The organism is Terribacillus halophilus (assembly GCF_900101385.1).
GTDB classification, from domain to species: domain Bacteria; phylum Bacillota; class Bacilli; order Bacillales; family Amphibacillaceae; genus Terribacillus; species Terribacillus halophilus.
In genome coordinates this window covers 432,414-449,646 of record NZ_FMZB01000001.1, presented here as the reverse complement: position 1 = coordinate 449,646, position 17,233 = coordinate 432,414, and the positions used below count along the sequence as shown (strand labels likewise).

General features: G+C 46.2%; 19 protein-coding genes. 1 reads left to right on the top strand and 18 read right to left on the bottom strand.

The features are described from left to right. Positions 1-69: 69 nt before the first annotated feature. The 16 genes from BLQ53_RS02095 to BLQ53_RS02020 form a co-directional block, all read right to left on the bottom strand. Positions 70-2,574, bottom strand: coding sequence for a CDP-glycerol glycerophosphotransferase family protein (locus tag BLQ53_RS02095; protein ID WP_093725523.1), 2,505 nt, complete (start codon positions 2,572-2,574; stop codon positions 70-72). Positions 2,575-2,699: 125 nt separating this feature from the next. Continuing rightward, positions 2,700-2,813: a flagellin gene (locus BLQ53_RS02090; RefSeq protein ID WP_425288272.1), complete on the bottom strand. Its 114-nt coding sequence runs from the start codon at positions 2,811-2,813 to the stop codon at positions 2,700-2,702. A gap of 339 nt (positions 2,814-3,152) precedes the next feature. Further along, complete coding sequence (locus tag BLQ53_RS02085; RefSeq protein WP_093725519.1) at positions 3,153-4,064, bottom strand: flagellin N-terminal helical domain-containing protein; 912 nt, start codon at positions 4,062-4,064, stop codon at positions 3,153-3,155. Between the two features lie 123 nt (positions 4,065-4,187). Next, entirely contained in the window at positions 4,188-4,418 is a 231-nt protein-coding gene (csrA, locus tag BLQ53_RS02080; RefSeq protein ID WP_093725517.1) for a carbon storage regulator CsrA, read from the bottom strand. Continuing rightward, entirely contained in the window at positions 4,418-4,855 is a 438-nt protein-coding gene (gene fliW / locus BLQ53_RS02075) for a flagellar assembly protein FliW (protein ID WP_093725515.1), read from the bottom strand. Before fliW ends, csrA begins: the two co-directional genes overlap by 1 nt. A gap of 11 nt (positions 4,856-4,866) precedes the next feature. Continuing rightward, positions 4,867-5,460 (bottom strand): DUF6470 family protein, encoded by a 594-nt coding sequence (locus tag BLQ53_RS02070; RefSeq protein WP_093725513.1) that lies wholly within the window; start codon positions 5,458-5,460, stop codon positions 4,867-4,869. 57 nt (positions 5,461-5,517) lie between these two features. Then, positions 5,518-6,402 carry a flagellar hook-associated protein FlgL gene (flgL, locus tag BLQ53_RS02065; RefSeq protein ID WP_093725511.1) on the bottom strand — a complete coding sequence of 295 codons (885 nt, stop codon included), beginning with the start codon at positions 6,400-6,402 and terminating at the stop codon, positions 5,518-5,520. Positions 6,403-6,409: 7 nt separating this feature from the next. Further along, positions 6,410-7,927 carry a flagellar hook-associated protein FlgK gene (flgK, locus tag BLQ53_RS02060; RefSeq protein WP_093725509.1) on the bottom strand — a complete coding sequence of 506 codons (1,518 nt, stop codon included), beginning with the start codon at positions 7,925-7,927 and terminating at the stop codon, positions 6,410-6,412. Positions 7,928-7,951: 24 nt separating this feature from the next. After that, positions 7,952-8,443 carry a flagellar protein FlgN gene (locus tag BLQ53_RS02055; protein WP_093725507.1) on the bottom strand — a complete coding sequence of 164 codons (492 nt, stop codon included), beginning with the start codon at positions 8,441-8,443 and terminating at the stop codon, positions 7,952-7,954. Between the two features lie 18 nt (positions 8,444-8,461). Further along, positions 8,462-8,719, bottom strand: coding sequence for a flagellar biosynthesis anti-sigma factor FlgM (gene flgM, locus BLQ53_RS02050; protein WP_093725505.1), 258 nt, complete (start codon positions 8,717-8,719; stop codon positions 8,462-8,464). A gap of 84 nt (positions 8,720-8,803) precedes the next feature. Further along, a complete protein-coding gene (locus BLQ53_RS02045) occupies positions 8,804-9,220 on the bottom strand; it encodes a TIGR03826 family flagellar region protein (protein WP_093725503.1) in 417 nt (138 codons plus the stop codon). Between the two features lie 117 nt (positions 9,221-9,337). Then, the gene (locus BLQ53_RS02040; protein ID WP_093725501.1) at positions 9,338-9,871 is read right to left on the bottom strand and encodes a ComF family protein; all 534 of its coding nucleotides are present in this window, start codon (positions 9,869-9,871) and stop codon (positions 9,338-9,340) included. Between the two features lie 140 nt (positions 9,872-10,011). Next, complete coding sequence (locus BLQ53_RS02035) at positions 10,012-11,406, bottom strand: ATP-dependent helicase ComFA (protein WP_093725499.1); 1,395 nt, start codon at positions 11,404-11,406, stop codon at positions 10,012-10,014. Positions 11,407-11,453: 47 nt separating this feature from the next. Beyond that, on the bottom strand, positions 11,454-12,296 hold the full coding sequence (locus BLQ53_RS02030; protein ID WP_093725497.1) for a DegV family protein: 843 nt from the start codon (positions 12,294-12,296) through the stop codon (positions 11,454-11,456). A gap of 191 nt (positions 12,297-12,487) precedes the next feature. Further along, positions 12,488-13,168: a response regulator gene (locus BLQ53_RS02025; protein ID WP_093725495.1), complete on the bottom strand. Its 681-nt coding sequence runs from the start codon at positions 13,166-13,168 to the stop codon at positions 12,488-12,490. 158 nt (positions 13,169-13,326) lie between these two features. Then, positions 13,327-14,466 (bottom strand): sensor histidine kinase, encoded by a 1,140-nt coding sequence (locus BLQ53_RS02020; RefSeq protein ID WP_093725493.1) that lies wholly within the window; start codon positions 14,464-14,466, stop codon positions 13,327-13,329. A 138-nt stretch (positions 14,467-14,604) separates the two neighbouring features. Here BLQ53_RS02020 and BLQ53_RS02015 point away from each other — a divergent pair, with 138 nt between their 5' ends. Further along, positions 14,605-15,237 (top strand): YigZ family protein, encoded by a 633-nt coding sequence (locus tag BLQ53_RS02015; RefSeq protein ID WP_093725491.1) that lies wholly within the window; start codon positions 14,605-14,607, stop codon positions 15,235-15,237. 56 nt (positions 15,238-15,293) lie between these two features. Here BLQ53_RS02015 and nagB read toward each other — a convergent pair whose 3' ends face one another. Further along, complete coding sequence (nagB, locus tag BLQ53_RS02010) at positions 15,294-16,049, bottom strand: glucosamine-6-phosphate deaminase (RefSeq protein ID WP_342005068.1); 756 nt, start codon at positions 16,047-16,049, stop codon at positions 15,294-15,296. A 2-nt stretch (positions 16,050-16,051) separates the two neighbouring features. Next, a complete protein-coding gene (gene nagA / locus BLQ53_RS02005) occupies positions 16,052-17,209 on the bottom strand; it encodes an N-acetylglucosamine-6-phosphate deacetylase (RefSeq protein WP_093725489.1) in 1,158 nt (385 codons plus the stop codon). Between the last annotated feature and the right edge of the window lie 24 nt (positions 17,210-17,233).

Below are 17,233 nucleotides of genomic sequence, written 5' to 3'. Positions count from 1 at the left end.
TATCTAAAACCTATTAATTCAAAAATTCTTCCTCCAAAAGTAATAAATAAACCGCCCTCTAAAGGCGGTTCATACTGGCTGTGTATAGGCAGCTATCTTCTCCTGGATAAACCCCCACACTCGTTCTGAAGACTTACCATCCTGATAGTGATGTACTCGGTCCCGGATCTGTTTTCGCTCCGCACCATACCAAGAAGGGTTTTCTATAAAAGATGCCAATGCATCTTGCAATCCCTCTTGTGTCGTCACTTTGGGACCAGGTGTCCAGTTTGCGTACGAGTCGAGGATAAATCCCCGATTCTGCTGATATGAATGAAGATCCACAGGCGTATAGACGATAGGCTTATCCAAAAGCAAGTAATCGAAATAAATCGAAGAATAATCTGTTATGAGCATATCGACTAACGGCATGATTTCATATAGATCCACCCCATAGCGAGTCAGCATTTCATCCGTAAGTAAATGGACACGCGTCTGCATTTCAAAATGATTCAAAAACAGCTTTTCCTCTGCTGGATGCAGCTTCACAATCAGCTCCAGATTTTCTTGCTCCAAGAAATCATAAAACTGATCATTATCAAAGCTATCCATGCCAAACAAATTATCCCGATTCAAATTCGTATCCGCTCGGTCATTATGCGCCACTTGCCGGTACGTCGGCATAAAGAATACCATCCGGCTTTCGCTTGAGTCGATATCGAATTCTTCTTTCAGGAAAAGTGTATCCGGCCGCTGAAGCAGTAAATCATTCCGCGGTGCCCCAGTCAGCTTGATATGTTCAGGATTCAATTTGAAACAGCGTATCATCAAGTCACTAAAAAAATCAGAATAAGAACATACATAATTTATGCTTCCCCAACGATCCGCCAGCACATGCTTATTCTGTTCATTCTTATCCTGGAACCCCATAGCTTTCAATGGGAAGCCATGCCACGTATCGATGATCAGCTGGTTCGGATTGTACAGCTTTTTGTTATGCCTGATATTTGCTTCCGTAATGATCAGTACATCGGCAGCTTTGACTTTTTCCTGATACTCCTGGGTTTCCTGTTGCTGAAGCAGTTCTGCATCGAAGGATTCGTGGATAGCTTCTGGAATATGCTTTGCCAAAGCATACGTATTCGAGCCGCTGCTATTACGAGCTACCATGACCAGCTTTTTCCGACCTGTCGGAGATATCGATTGTTCCTCCGGTCGGTAAGGTGCTTCCCGCTTTAGCTGATCGATTTTCCATGTACCAGCCTTGTTAATCAACTCCAATCGGCAGTACACTTTCTCCGATCTATCTTGCTCTTTCCAAGTTTGAATCAACAAAAGCCGGACCGATGCTCGTGTATAATGATAGTCGACAGATTCTACTTTGGGATAAGCAGCCTGCCTGTTTACCTCTATGTCAACCGGATCGAACTCTTCATTTATGTACCGTTGTGTGAAGAAGCTCGCTAGATAGTCGACCTCATCTTCTGTCTGTATCACCAATTCGGATCCATTAATGGCACAAGTTAAAATATCATCCAACACTTTATAATAAAGATATTGCGGATCATGTATAACTTGCAGCGGAATATCAGCAAAGCTTTCCTCCTGCAAAGCTGTTTCCAGACGATCCATTACCGATTCCATATGATATGGCTCGGCCAGCTCCTGACAATCCTCTGCTGAAGGCAGTTCATATACACCTTGTGCAACCGCCGGCAAATCAGCTAAAGTTGGCAGCGTCTCACTGTTCCCCTCAACTACCGGCACCATTCCCCTAGCTAATGCTTCCACCGTTAGACGATGTGATGCTTCATAGTTACCGTTAACGATCAGCGCTGTCGCTGATTCCACAACCTGCCAAAAGTCCTCCGCTGCATCTTTCCATACAGTCGATTTCTCGATTTCCATTTCTTGAGCCATGTCCTGGATTGCTGCCTTATCAGGTCCTTCCCCAATAATCGTTAAAGCAGCCTTGTTTTGGGTAGCCTGAAAAGCAGCAAAAACTTGCTCATAATGGTTATCGAACAAAGATAACTCCCCGACAGAGATGAAATGCGCTTTCGCTTCAGGGCGAGGAATAATATCAGGCTTCTCCAGTAGAATCGGTTCCCCGATCATATGCAGCCACTGCTCTTGAAAAGCGTAACGCCGCACCGCTTCCTCCAACTGTTCATTCATCACCAAATGTCGATCACTGAATTTAAGCGCCTCTTCGTAACCATATTCTTCAGGCGCACCCTGCAGCCAAGAAAAGATCCGAGGCATCGAACCATGCAGCTGCGCCACAGCTGTTCGGCAGACATAATTCATCAGTGGTGCTCGTACCGCCACAATCACGCCTGGCATGCCATGGTGACGCAGGCTATTCGTATAGCCTTCAATTAACGAATCTGGGCTTTCATACTCAAGCCCACTTTTCTCTCCATAATAATGTATCTCCGGCAAAGCAGACTCCCATTCCGCAATCTCCGGACGGTAGGATTGGAACACCCTTACTTGGTGACCACGTGCAGTCAGCATGTTAGCTGTTTTTGATAGCGTATGTTCTAGCTGGCCACTGCCGTCAGCGTAGATGAGAGCGAAATCGATGATCATGAGCTAACCCCCGATACAAGTAGTTATATTCATTCTACAAGTATACTCTATCATTTGCACATACAAAAAAATCGCACAGGCGTTAGACGCCTTGTGCGATTTTTAAAGTTAAGCTCTTCAAGAACTTATTGAAGCAATTGAAGAACGCCTTGTGGCTGCTGGTTAGCTTGAGCCAACATAGACTGAGCTGCTTGAGAAAGGATGTTGTTCTTAGTGAAGTTCATCATTTCTTTCGCCATCGTGCGAACATCCACTTTCATGAATGACTAGACTATATCTTCACCCTCTAATACTAGTAGGGGTCGGGCACTTCGGATCGATAGCTCGCAGCAAAGTTGCTATCTCACCTATGGTTTCATCGCCATAGCTTTCACCGTAGGCGGTTTCCTAGTCGTTGAACCTTCTCCAGATTTTCATCACAGGAGCTTGGCTGCTGATTGCCCAATCTATCTCCTTTTCAACCCATCACGTCTGCCGTTTCCGGCTCCGCTGTGGAGTAGATAGCTTCAGGGGTTTCCAGCAATTCACCCGATCATAATCACTAACCGTTCCCAGTTAGGACGACTATTGCTTGCTGCTTATGCAGCGAAGCTGTAATCAACGTCGCGGATACGAGATTCCGCAGCTGTTAGGTTTTCAGAAGATGTGCTCAAGTTGTTGATTGTGTGATCAAGACGGTTTTGAACAGCACCTAGTTTAGAACGTTCTGCTGATACATTATCAATAGCAGTTTGGATAGTTGTGATTGCAGTGCTTGCTGATGCTTTGTCAGAAATGTTGATACCTTCTGTTACAGCAGTTTTACCAGCTGCAAGTTTGTCACCAACGATTGCTAGGTTAGCAGCAGATGTATCCTGACCATCACCTTTGTAGTAACCAGCTTTAATGCCATTAGCATCATCAGCTTCTACATAAGTAGCAATTGTAGTGCCGTCTTTATCTACGATAGTTCCTTGGTCTTCAGATACAGTACCTTGTGTACCTACAGCCAATGCACCAGAGCTCATGTCGTTGATGGACAAGCTGATGCTTTGACCTTCGTTAGATCCGATGTGGAAAGTAAGATCCTGAGCAGTACCGTCGATAAGTTTTTTCGTGTTGAACTCAGTATCAGAAGAGATACGAGTGATTTCTTGTGCTAGTTGGTCAACTTCTTTTTGAAGTTCTGCACGGTCGTTGTCGTTGTTAGAATCGTTGGAAGATTGAACAGCAAGTTCACGCATACGCTGAAGGATGGAATGAGTTTCATTCAAAGCACCCTCGCCAGTCTGGATCAAAGAGATACCATCTTGTGCGTTTTTTGTTGCCATGTCAAGACCACGGATCTGACCACGCATTTTTTCGGAGATTGCTAGACCTGCAGCGTCGTCTCCTGCTTTGTTGATTTTAAGACCAGAAGAAAGTTTCTCCAAAGATCCTTGTGTTGCAGATGTGTTGCTGCTTAGCTTGTTGTAAGTGTTAAGCGCAGCGATGTTGTGATTAATTCTCATTATAAAATTCCTCCTTGAGTGTAAGTACAGCCCACATCCTTGTGGTTTTCACGGTCTGCAGCGGTCGGCCGCCCGCTGCTTTCCTGTGCTGTACTATTTATATCGGAGGATTTTAGCACTTGTTTAGCTTTTTTCACCATTATTTTTTAAGAAATTGAGTAAATCGACGGATGTGTCTGCTGCAGTACTATTTTCCTGCTCAATGGCCAGATAGACTTCCTTTCTATGGATGGCAATATCCCTTGGCGCATCGATGCCTAGCTTGATTTGTTCACCGTCAATACTGAGGACTTTCAATTCTATGTCATCACCGATTTGAAGTGATTCGCCAACTTTTCTCGTCAAAACAAGCATTATTCCACACTCGCTTTCTCTGCTTGCAAAGGGGTACGGGAAGAATATGCATCAGATAGGATGATTTGCTGTGCCTTTCGTGACTCTCCGTTGATGATCAGCGGTGCCTGTAAGTTAATGGTGCTGTTGGCAAAAGGATCGCGCAACGTCAAAATAGCTAATACATTCACATGCTCCGCTTTTGTGATTTCTAACGCTTCTTTTATGGATTCGTCCAAATCAAAAGCATAAGCTTTGTGAAAATGATAAGGACTAGCCACCACAAAAGCCACGGGAGATGTTTTAGTACTTTGCAAAATCTGAAATACCGGATTATCCGGAAAATCGATCAGTACAAAGTCGGTTTCATCCTGGAATCCTGGCAACCCCTTTTCAAAACGGATCACTTTTTCTTCCTCTACTGTCATACTGCCAAAATATTTCGTTTCGATATTCATGATTGAACTCCTTATATATTCATCTCGAATCCATTGACCCCATGGAATTTCAAATTCTCAAAGTCTACCTTCAGCGACTGATACTGCGCAATGCCTGTATCCACTTGTCCTGGCTGGTAATTGATCTGCGGGTGTCGCGGGGTATGTTGAATCTCCGGACGATTAACCTTCACATCGATATCCAACTCAGATGGCTGGTAATCAATCTTCACAGCAAAACGCGAAGGTATCCACCCAATTGCAAAGTCCTTCAATTTACGCTCATCTATCCGTTTGGACTGCGCAACGATTGGATCGCCGCCTTTCTCGATCTCCATCATTTCCTTGCCTTCCTGTACACGGCGGGTTATCCCTTCCAAGTAGGATTTCTTACCTAACTCGGCAAAATCCTCTGTCCGTTTGAAAACAGATTTCAAATCCATATCATTCCATGCTTGAGTTTGGTCTATCGTCAGCTTGGATGGTGTTGTATGCATTGTAATTTCAGCTTGTGGCTGATGGATGGATTGCTCTAAACCCGGCTGCTGTATGTTTACTTTTGCATCTGTTGTATGAAGACTGATTTTAGCTTGCTCGGATTGCAGCCGTACTTGCGGCATCTGCATGCGTATCTCCCCTTTCTACACAAAAAGCTCCGCCAGCTGGCAGAGCTTTATCTATTTTTATCGCAAGAAGTCCATCAAAGTCGGTTGGATGATACGTGCCCCTGCTGACATTGCAGCACGATGGACTGCCTCCTGGGACACGAGATTCATGATGACTTCCTCCATCTCGGCATCTTCATTATTGGACATGAGCTCGGTAGCCGATAATTCCTGATCACCCAAACGAGACGCTACAAGATCCATTCGGTTCATCCTGGCACCTATATCCGCACGTTCGTTTACAAGATTGTTGACATTCTCATCAATTAGTCCGATATATTGATCTAAGTCTTCATCAGAACCGTCCGAGCGGAGTGCAGCTGAGAAATTCTCCAGGTCGTTGAATAATTTTTCACCAAAAACTGCACCACCATCGACGTTGATCTTCATATCCACACCATTGGATAATGTAAGATTAACAGCATTGGAATTGAAATCCACCGTAGCACTTCCATCCTCGTTAATCGTAACTGGTGCAGTGTTCGTAGCAGACCCATTAAAAATATACTTCTCATTCACTTGCGTATTCGCAATCGTCGCCAGCTGCTCTTTCAGCTGATCTACTTCCTCGGCAATATTGCCTCGCTGTCCTTCTTCATATGTACCATTGCTTGCCTGGACAGCCAGTTCGCGAATACGCTGCAAAGCACTGGTGGCATTACTCAAAGCCGAATCTGAGTTATCAATCCAGCTCTGCGCCTCGGAAAGATTCCGTTTATACTGCTCAACATCCCGAACCTCGGTCCGATAGCTCATACCTTTCGTCGCAACAACCGGGTCGTCGGATGGCTTGGTGATCTTCTTACCCGAAGACAGCTGTTCAGAGTATTTGTTCAAGTCACTGTAACTGTTGCTCAAGTTACGCAGCATGCGGTCGGACATCATACTTTGTGTTATACGCATCGTTTACTTACCTCCCTACCAGTCCCATGTTGTTGATGATCGTTTCGAGCATCTCATCGACGGCTGTCATGCTGCGGGCTGCCGCATTATAAGCATGCTGGAACTTGATCATGTTCGTCATCTCTTCATCGAGTGACACACTGGAGACGGATTGCCGCTGCAAGTCTGCTTGATCTACTAAAGAAGTAGCGTTAGTTGCTTGTCTGTTCGCTTCCTGCGCATCTACGCCTAGTGTGCCGATCATGCCTTCATAAAAACTGCTGATGGAAGTACCGCCCAACTCTTCTAAGGGGGAGCGCATCGCTTCTGCAAGAGCTTTTGCATTTTCTCCATTACCAGAAGTACCATCTGCACTTGCCGCGATCAAGTCTGGTTTGCCATCGATGGCAGCTGACAGACTGATGTTCGCCGCAGCGCCGTACTCGGATTCACCAGCATCAAAGAAATCAATGCCGGATACAGTACCACCCTTTGTATAACCCGTCTGCTGGACAGCATTGATAGCTTGGGCAAAGTTGAAGGCCATTTTATCCAGGTTCTTCAACATTTCCGGATAGGTACCTTTAACCGTTCCGTTTTCCAAGTAACCATAGGAATCTATCAAGCCTTTAAGCTCACCTTTGGATGTAAAGTCCTCTAAAGCAATCTCCGTATCTCCAAATGTGATGCCCTGAACAGCTTCCATACCGTTTTCATCTTGTCCATATTGAACGGACAATTCTTTGAACGTTTTCGTATCCGGGTCGACCAACACCGCTTGTGCTCCACCTTGCTCATCAACTAAAGTGATCTTGGCGATGCCTTGTGCCGCTGTCGGTGCCAGGCCGCCGGATTTCTGGTATTCCACTTTGATGTTGACCATCGAGGAGAGCTCATCGATGAGCACATCTCGTTTATCGTACAAATCATTCGTCACCATGCCATGTGGTTCCATGTCGGCGATCTGTTTGTTCAATTCATTGATTTGGTTCATATAGGAGTTGATACTTTTCACGGATACATTATCAATTTGATCACGCAAGTCGCCTCGGACGTTGCTGAGGCTGTTGGAGATATAATTGAATGTATCTGCAACAGCTTCGCCTTTTTGCAAAGCAACCGAACGTGCTCCCGACTCCTCTGGTGTTGCGGACAAATCCTGAAGCGCACTCCAGAAATCATCCATGACAGCAGACAAGCCTGAATCAGAAGGCTCATTCATGATACCTTCCATTCGGCTTAATGCTTCTGCTTTTGTGTTCCAATAAGAAGCCGTACCAGTTTGCGAACGGTATTGCGCATCCAGGTAGCTGTTGCGGATCCGTTCGATCGATCCCGCCTCGACACCTGTTCCCTGCTGGCCGACGACTTGCGGACGGTTGCGTCCTGCGGCTGGATATGGGGAGATTTGTTCGAAGTTGACACGTTGTCTGGTGTAGCCTTCTGTATTGGCATTGGCTATGTTATTGCTTGTCGTGTATAGTGCCGTTTGCTGCGCAAATAGCGCGGAGCGGGCAATCTCTAATCCTGCGAATGTCGATCCCATGTATTTATCCCCTTTTACCCTGTGTTATGCTTTGGAGTCGAATAGAGCGCGATTCTGCGGTCGCTGCTGATCCTGGTTGGGAGTACCGTAATTCAATGATTGAATGGAGGGAGCAAGCATATCCAGTGAAATCTGCAAAAATTGCATCGACTGCTCCAGCAGCTGCTGATTGAGTGCTTCCTGCTTTTTGAGCTCCGTCACTGCCTCTGTCAGTCCGATCAGCTCTTGTTCCAGCTGATGTGCCATCTGTTGATCCGCGATCTGTTCCAAAAGCTCGGTAACGGTGGACGGCACCGTAAGTCCGGCAGAAACTGCCCATGATTCTGTTTGTTTGATCCGCAGTTTCTCAATCTGGGATACAGCTTGCACATGCTTCTTCTCCGCAAGCAGCTGCTTTTGCAGATTGTCCATGTCATTGGCTTTCAAATGATCCGTTTTGAGGCGGCTGATTTCCACCAGACTCCGATGCAATCTATGCAATTTTTCAATCGTTTCGAATAAAGCTTGTAAAGCCATGGTTGCTCCTCCTGGGTCTTATGACCAAAAATCCATCATTTTCTTAGCGGTTTTCTCAGCATCGACTTTATACTCGCCATTTTGTACTGCGGCTTTTATCTGTTCCACATGGCTCCTGCGGCTTGCCTGGATTTTGTCGCCTTCTTGGAGGCGTTTCGCTTCCGAGGAAATCTCCAGTTTATCCTGGCGCTGACTTGCCTTTTGCAAATCAGCCTGCTGCTTTAGCTGTTTTGTGTACGGATTGAAACCGGATTGGTTCGGACCTTGAATTTTCATAAGATCTGCACCCCTTTCCAACTTCTTAACACTCTTACAAAGAATATCGGTCAACATCGGGGAAATGTTAAGCGATTTAACGAATTATTTCACAGAGCGGTCTGCATTATAATACACACGTTCCTCTTGCATACTCGCCGTTGAACGTTTTTCGTCCAATTCACGGGCAATATCCAATTCCTTGCGCATTTGATCTTTACAATCCGCGCAGATTTCGCCTTCGGTGATCTGATTGGAACAGTTGCGGCAAGAATAGGACAGCATCGGGAATTGGCTTGGCTGCAGCCGTTTTTCACGGACGAATTTGATGATCAATGATTCTGGGACTGTTGTTGCTTCGGTGATTTGCTGGATGGTTGCTTGGCGATTCTCACGTTTGCGCAAAAATTGATGTACCATTTGGAAAGAGCGTTCTTCCTCTCGATGGCAATTCGGACAAATATCTCGGTAATCTCGTGCGAATACGCTCCCACAACGGACGCAATTTGCTAGTTCTAACATAGGCTAACGCCCTCCTCCTAGTATAATAGGTACACAAATTTGTGCCCTTGTTAGTATGATTATAGCATGATAAAGTGATAAAACCGCTGTTTATACGACATTTGTCATATGGGAAAGTTACCCCCTGATAAGCGTACAGGCAGCCACATAAACGGTGCCATTTTCCTTCATCAATCGAGCAGCATGCCGAAGTGTGGTGCCTGTTGTGTATATATCATCAATCAATACAGCGAATTTTGGGGGTTCTGCCAATAGATAAAAAGGATTATCAGACGTCAGCCTGTGCAAGCGGCTGCGCTTGGATTGCTTTTCTCCATGCTTCCTCCCCAGCACATCCTTCCGTTTTGCTCCTGTAAAATCAGCCAGCTCCCCAGCTTGATTGAAGCCTCTCTCCGCAAGTCGCTCTGTGCTTAATGGAATAGGCACTGCGACATGCTTAGCATCACGAAAATACTGTTGAAAGAGTTTCTTGAAGTCTGCTTCAAACACTTTCCCCAGCACATAATCCCCGCGGTATTTCCATCTTGCCATATAATCCTGCATAAATGGCTCATAACCATACAACGATACATTCCTCTCAAGGACAGATCGATAACTTGATTTCTCCCAATACTGACAATCTGCGCAAGTACCGGAATTTGTCTGTTTCATACATCTTGGGCATCCTGATTCCTTCAATCTGTGAAAAGACGCTTCACAAACTGGGCAAAGCAACGATATGCGCTCGGGCCATAAAAAAGTCGACCAGCTTGGTCTGCTATGATACGTTTCACCGCAGCCTATGCATATCGTCATAATCTTTTGGCCCTTCGATTCATCTCTGTGATGGACTGCACCGCCTTATCCATTGCGTCACTCCTGCCCTCATGAAAGAAGACAACCTCCCCAGCCGGGTCGGCAGGACTGCGGCCGGCACGACCAGCAATCTGCACCAGCGCAGCCTCATCAAAGACATCATGGCCGGCATTCAGAATCGCAACGTCCACAGAAGGAAACGTGACACCACGTTCAAGAATGGTCGTCGTTAAGATAATCGCTGTTTCCCGATTACGAAAAGCCTGCACTTTCTCCTCTCTGTCTATATCGGCAGCATGAACGGTACTGATTAGTGTTTCACCTCGGGTTTTCGGCATAATTTTTTGTGCAAACGGATACAGGGCGCGCTGTGCTTCTGCTTGCAATGTATCGGCCAGTTCAACAGTGGGCAAAAATACAAGCAGCTGCCTCGTCGGATTATTCCGTTTATGGAGCCATTTCGTGAATCCTTTCGGTAGATTTCCTTTTTTTAATTGTTTATGCAAACCGAAGCAAATCTTCGCTACCGGTACAGGAAGTGGCTGTCCATGGAAACGTAATGGAACGAAAACATGCGGGAGTGTTTTGGCGGCAATTTGCCGCTTTTCTTTTTGTCGTGGTGTTGCGGTGAGGAAAATGGAAGCACATCTTGGTTTCTTGGCTTTTTCCGAGGCGAAGTGGAGCATCGGATCTGCATGATAAGGAAAGGCATCCATTTCATCGATGATAAGCACATCAAAAGCATGATAGAAACGGAGCAGCTGATGCGTAGTCGCGAGGAGCAGCTGACCATCACCTGTCTTATCCAGGCTGCCGCCGTAAAGCGCCTGTACGGTTACTTTCGGAAAAGCGTGCTGGAATCGCGGCAGCAATTCCCGGACAACATCTGCGCGTGGCGTCGCAAGGCATATGCGCTTACCTTCTTCCAGCGCAGCCGTTACACCTTGGAACAGCATCTCCGTCTTCCCGGCACCGCAGACCGCATGGACCAACAACTTCCCACTCTGTTTCATCGCTTGCTCGATTGCATCTGCGGCAGCCTGCTGATGCGTGGTGAGCGTGCCTTCCCATGCACATGGCTGGTCATGACGCGGCCAATCTGCCTCCGGACCCGACCATTCATAAAAATGTGCACACGCACTCACTCTTCCCATTTGAATACAATTTCGGCAATAGAGATGCTTGTCGCCACAAATCTGACAAGTCAATAATTTTAAATGGGGTTGAGTCGCATTGCAGCGATTGCAGTGTGAACCACTTTTTTCTTTACGTATGGCTGGAATTTGTTTGAAGTGGTGATGCTGAAGCGCTTGTTGGAGGGTTGTTGTCGGTAGAGGTATTTCATGGCGCAATAGCCGCTTGCCGGCATAACGTTTTGGGTCAAGTTCCATATACTGGCTCCTTTCTATAAAAAAGGAGAGAATAAAATTCTCCCCCGTCAAACTTTGTACCATGCCAGGCCGATTGCCCCTTCTCCTAAATGAGTACCAATTACCGGACCGAAATAAGAAACATCCACTTCAACATTCGGATATTCGGCCGCCAATTCCTGACGAAGGCTGTCGGCTTCTTCCGGTCTGTTGGCATGAATGAAACATGCTTTCATTTTCGCCCCGCTGGATGCTTGTTCTGCAAATAGTGCTTTGATGCGGCTGATGGCTTTCTTCTTCGTTCGGATCTTTTCGAATGGAACGATGATTTTATTCTCGAAATGGAGAACAGGTTTCACCTGAAGCAAACTTCCGATAAGAGCCTGCGCACCATTCAGACGTCCTCCACGCTGCAAATTGGAAAGATCATCTACGATGAAATAAGCAACCATCGTTTCTTTCATTTCATCCAATCGCGTGAGAATCTGTTCCACAGAAGCACCTTCTTTCGCCATACGGGCCGCTTCCAGTGCATAGTAGCCCTGGGCCATACAGCTCAGCTCGGAATCATACGCATGTACATCGATTCCTTCCACCATATCATCTGCAGCAATCATGCTTTGGTATGTCCCGCTGATCCCGCTGGAAAGATGCACACTGATGACGGCATCATAAGTTTTGCTCAGTTCTTCCAGAAGCTCGATCACTTTTCCGACGACCGGCTGTGATGTTTTTGGCAAGCTTTTGCCCTGCTTGACCTTCTCATAAAATTCTGAAGCAGTGATATCCACTTCCTCTTCATACGTTGCATCGTCGAAAACGACCTGCAATGGAATCATATATATGTCAAACGCTTCTCGCTGTTCTGGCGTAAGATATGCTGTACTATCTGTCATTACAGCAATATTCATGCTATCGGTCTCCCTTACATTTTTCTGTTTTCTATCTTACCCTATGCTTGTTCTTTTTGCATCAATCAAATAGGAATTTCATCTCATCCAGTAGAATAGGGAGCCACAGATTCCAGTCATATAATGGCATTATCTTAGCTTTGCTCCTGTATAAATACAAAAAGTCCGGGTTTCATGCCCGGACTTTCCGCTTACAATACTTCGACCCAGCCGTTGCGGATTGCTGTCACAACTGCTTGTGTACGGTCATTTACGTTCATTTTCTGCAAGATATTGCTGACATGGTTTTTGACTGTCTTTTCACTGATATACAACGCTTCCGCCACGCCGCGGTTGCTCTTACCATCAGCAAGCAGCTGCAGCACTTCACATTCCCTGCGTGTAAGCAAGTGCAATGGACGGCGATGTTCGCCGATTTTGCTGGAAATGGAAGAGTTGCTTTCTTCTGCAAGACGACGGTATTCTTTCACCAGATTATGTGTGACTTTCGGATGCAAATAAGATCCGCCTTCACTGACAACCTTGATAGCATCAATCAAAGAATCGGCATCCATTTCTTTCAGCAGGTAACCTTGTGCACCTGTTTTCAAAGCATGTGTCACGTAGTTTTCATCATCATGGATGGAGAGGATGATGACATTGATATCGGGACGGTGCTTGATCAGGTCCGCTGTCGCTTGTACACCGTTTGTCGTCGGCATATTAATGTCCATAAGGACGACATCAGGATTATATTTTTCAACCAGATCAAGTGCTTCCGATCCGTCATCGCCTTCTGCTACAACCTGGAAAGCCGGTTCGAATTCCAGGATGCGTTTGACGCCCTCTCGAAAAAGCTTATGGTCGTCAATCAATAATATTCCTGTACTCATGTGGTTCGCTCCTCCTACTAGTTCTTGTCGTTATTCATCTGTTGCTGCATTTTCTCTTCGTTATAGGTAAATATAAGTGCGTGAAAAAAATCCCGACTAAATGAATATCATTTTACATGCTTCTAATTATAAGCATAATTACCTGAATACCGCCAGTTTTATCCTTCTGTAAGCGGTACCTTGATCAAGACCCGGGTGCCTTTTCCGATTTCGGAATGAAAAGTAATGGAGCCATCGAGCATCTCTACGCGTTCCCGCATTCCGATGATTCCGAAAGAGTTTTCCTTCTTCACCGTGACATCGAAGCCTTTGCCATCGTCGATGATGCTGATCACTACCAAATCCTGCATCACTTCCAGGCGGACCTTGATTGTACTCGGTTCCGCATGCTTGACCGCATTTTGGACCGCTTCCTGGGTCAGGCGGAATAAGGCCACCTCATATTTCGGATCGAGCCGCTTTTCTGCCTTCAATGCCGTAAAATCAATATGGATATTATTGAATTCCTCGATATTGGCCAAGTACTTTTTGATGGTAGGCAATAAGCCTAAGTCATCCAATGCCATCGGACGAAGATCATAGATGATGCGGCGCACTTCATACAGCGAGCTGCGGACCATCTTGCGCATATTTTGGATTTCCAGCAGCGCTTCATCCGTACTTCTTTCGCGGAAGGTGCGGTCGACAAGTTCAGACCTGAGCAGGATGTTCGCCAGCATCTGCGCTGGACCATCATGCATTTCCCTGGAGAGTCTGCGTCGTTCCTCCTCTTGTGCTTCGATGATTTTCAAGCCGAATTCCTGTTTTTCCTTGGCATCATGAATCAGCTGGGAAACTTGTTTGAAATCATCATTCAAATAATTGAGGACGACGCTGATTTTCCCGACAAGACCTTCTGCGCGCTTCATCTTGAGTTCCAAACTTTGTAAACGGCGTTGGATCTCATCACGGCGTTCCCGTAAAATCTTTTCCTTTTCACGGGACATACGCAGTTCAATCTGCAGCTTATGCGTCTGCTCGTACACTTCCCGGATTTGTTCTTCTGAATAGCGATCGAAATCACGGCTTACATCGGACAAGCGCATCTTGGAATAGCGGACTTTCTGTTCAAGCTGGTCGCCCTCCTTGATCATATCAGCCACTTTCTCTTTCGTGAGCTGCAGATCAGTGAGAAGCTGCTCGTATTCCATCCTCGACTCTTCCCCTATGTAAAAAATCTCATCCTTGCTGTTCTCGACAGCATCCACCATCTCGTTGATGATCCGGTCGAGCGCTTTGTCTTCGATTTTTTTACCCATGTCATTACTCCAATCTTGTATGCTATATCATTCGAATTACCCAACTGCTTTATGGGGTATGCGGGATACTTTTCTATGTAATACGTCATATTTTCTGCTATCTTTATATAATGAGTGCTCAAGGAGGTAAAATGCAAGATGCTTACAACTTATTTTACCGTAAAAACGGAAGGTTCACACGAAATTATCATTCAAAAATCCCGTTTTATCGGTCATGTAATGCGCGTAGAGACGGAAGAAGAAGCAATCGCCTTCATCCAAAAAATCAAGAAAGAGCATAAAGACGCTACCCATAACTGCTCCGCCTATATGATCGGCGAACACGACTTGATTCAAAAGGCCAGTGATGATGGAGAACCGAGCGGAACTGCTGGAGTACCAATCCTGGAAGTGTTGAAAAAAAAGGGCTTAAAAGATACAGCTGTTGTGGTGACGAGGTATTTCGGCGGCATCAAACTTGGAGCAGGCGGTTTGATACGTGCTTATTCCGGATCTGCATCCCAATCGATTGATGAAATTGGTGTCGTAAAACGTCAGCTGATGCAGCTGGCAGAAATTCATATCGATTATACATTGCTCGGAAAAGTCGAAAATGAGCTGCGACAATCACCCTACACGCTGCGCACGATTGATTATGCCGACCGTGTTGTGCTGCACGTGGCCATGGAATCGGGTAAAGAAGAAGAATTCCAAGCCTATGTGACGGATATGACAAACGCACAAGCCGAGATCACCTTTGGCGGTCAGGAATATATAGAAGAAGATGTGTAAAAGTCATTCCGACTTCTGCACATCTTCTTTTTTTCGACAAATTATTTCCTAGGAAATCAATCCCCAGTTTGATAATCCGCTGCCTTCAATCCGCTTAATGCCCCCTGATCCGCAATGATGGTCACATTCGGATGGTCTTTGATGATGGAAGCTGGAAATGCTTCCGTCTTATCACCGTACACCAGCCGTTCCAATACAGCTGCTTTTTGTTCCCCTGCTACAAGCAGGAGCAGTTCTTTGCTTTCCATGATGTTCTGGATCCCCATCGTGACGGCATGTGTCGGGACAGCATCCAAATCAGGAAAGAAGCGGGCATTTGCTTTCCTGGTCGTCTCGTCCAGTTCCACCACATGCGTACGCTGCTCGAATGGCGTATATGGTTCATTGAACCCGATGTGCCCATTCAGCCCGATACCGATCACTTGCAGATCAATACCGCCTGCTTTCTCGATCAGCTGCTCATAAGCTTGACATGCTGCATCCGGATCAGCCGATTTGCCATTCGGAAGATGCGCATTATCCGGTGACAAATCGATATGACGGAACAGATGATGATACATATAATAAGCATAGCTATTTTCGTCACTTGGATCGAGGTCCACATATTCGTCCAGATTGAAAGTAGTTGCTTCGGCAAACGATATCCGTTTAAGTTCATAAGCTTTGATAAGTGCGTCATACATGTCTTCCGGGGTGGAGCCGGTCGCAAGCCCAAGTACCGCATCCGGCTTTTGGGAAAGCTTCGTGATAATTCTTTCAGCAGCCATTTCACTGAGCTCCGTGTAATCCTTCGCTTTTTCCATTGTCAGCATGATCATTTCTCCTTCTGATAAGCAAGTTTTCCTTTGCAATAAGTAGCTTGTAATGTCAGCTGGTCATCCAGCAGGACGATATCCGCATCTTTACCTTTTTCAAGCGACCCTTTCCGATCATATATGTGGTACTGTCTAGCTGGATTCTCAGCTGTCATTTTGGCGATATCCGAAACAGACGCACCTGCAAATGCAGCCATATTACGAACAGCATCTTTCATTTGCAGCATACTGCCGGCCAGTGTCCCATCCGGCAGCAGCGCTTTGCCATCTTTGACAGTGACTGCTTGCCCGCCGAGATCATACGTACCATCTTCCAACCCTTTTCCGCGCAAGGAATCCGTGATGAGAATCAACCGTTCCGGACCGACATTCTGATAAATCAAACGAAGCATTTCCGGGGCCACATGTATGCCATCGGCTATCAGCTCTGACATGAGCGCGGGTAATAAGAATCCTGCCCCGACAGCCCCAACATCACGGTGATGTATGCCATTCATCTGATTGCATAAATGAGTCAGCTGCCCGATTCCCTGCCTTGCCGCTTTCTTTATTTGTTCAAACGAAGCATCCGTATGCCCTGCCGATGCTACAATCTGTTCTGAAGCTAGCAGCTCTGTCAGCTGATAGTCTTCATCACATTCAGGGGCAAGCGTCACTACCTTGATATTGTCGCCCGATAATTGCTGCCATTTGCGGAAAAGTTCTGCGTCAGGCTTCCGTATATGCGACAGCGGCTGCGCTCCGGCTTTTTTCGGATTGACGAAAGGCCCCTCCAGATGGACGCCGATAAGTTCAGCCTCGCCAGTTTGATTGGAGAACAAGTCGACATGTTCCAAAGCTGCTTCAATTGCTTTTTGATCCTGTGTAATTGTCGTAGCAAGGAAAGCAGTCGTTCCTTCATTCGGCAGCCAAGCCGCCATTTTATGCAGACTTTCCTGTGTCGCATCCATCGTATCCGCGCCAGCGGCACCATGGATGTGCCCATCGATAAATCCCGGCAATGCATACTTATTTTCGCCATCCACTTCCTGATTATATGGCCGGGAAGGCTCATCTTCCCCTATTTCTACAATTTCTCCATTCATTATCCCGATATAACCATGCATCTTCTTTTCCGGCAGGCATATTCGGACATTACGAAGCAAGATGTCTCCCATGACAACATTCCTTCTTTCGTTGAT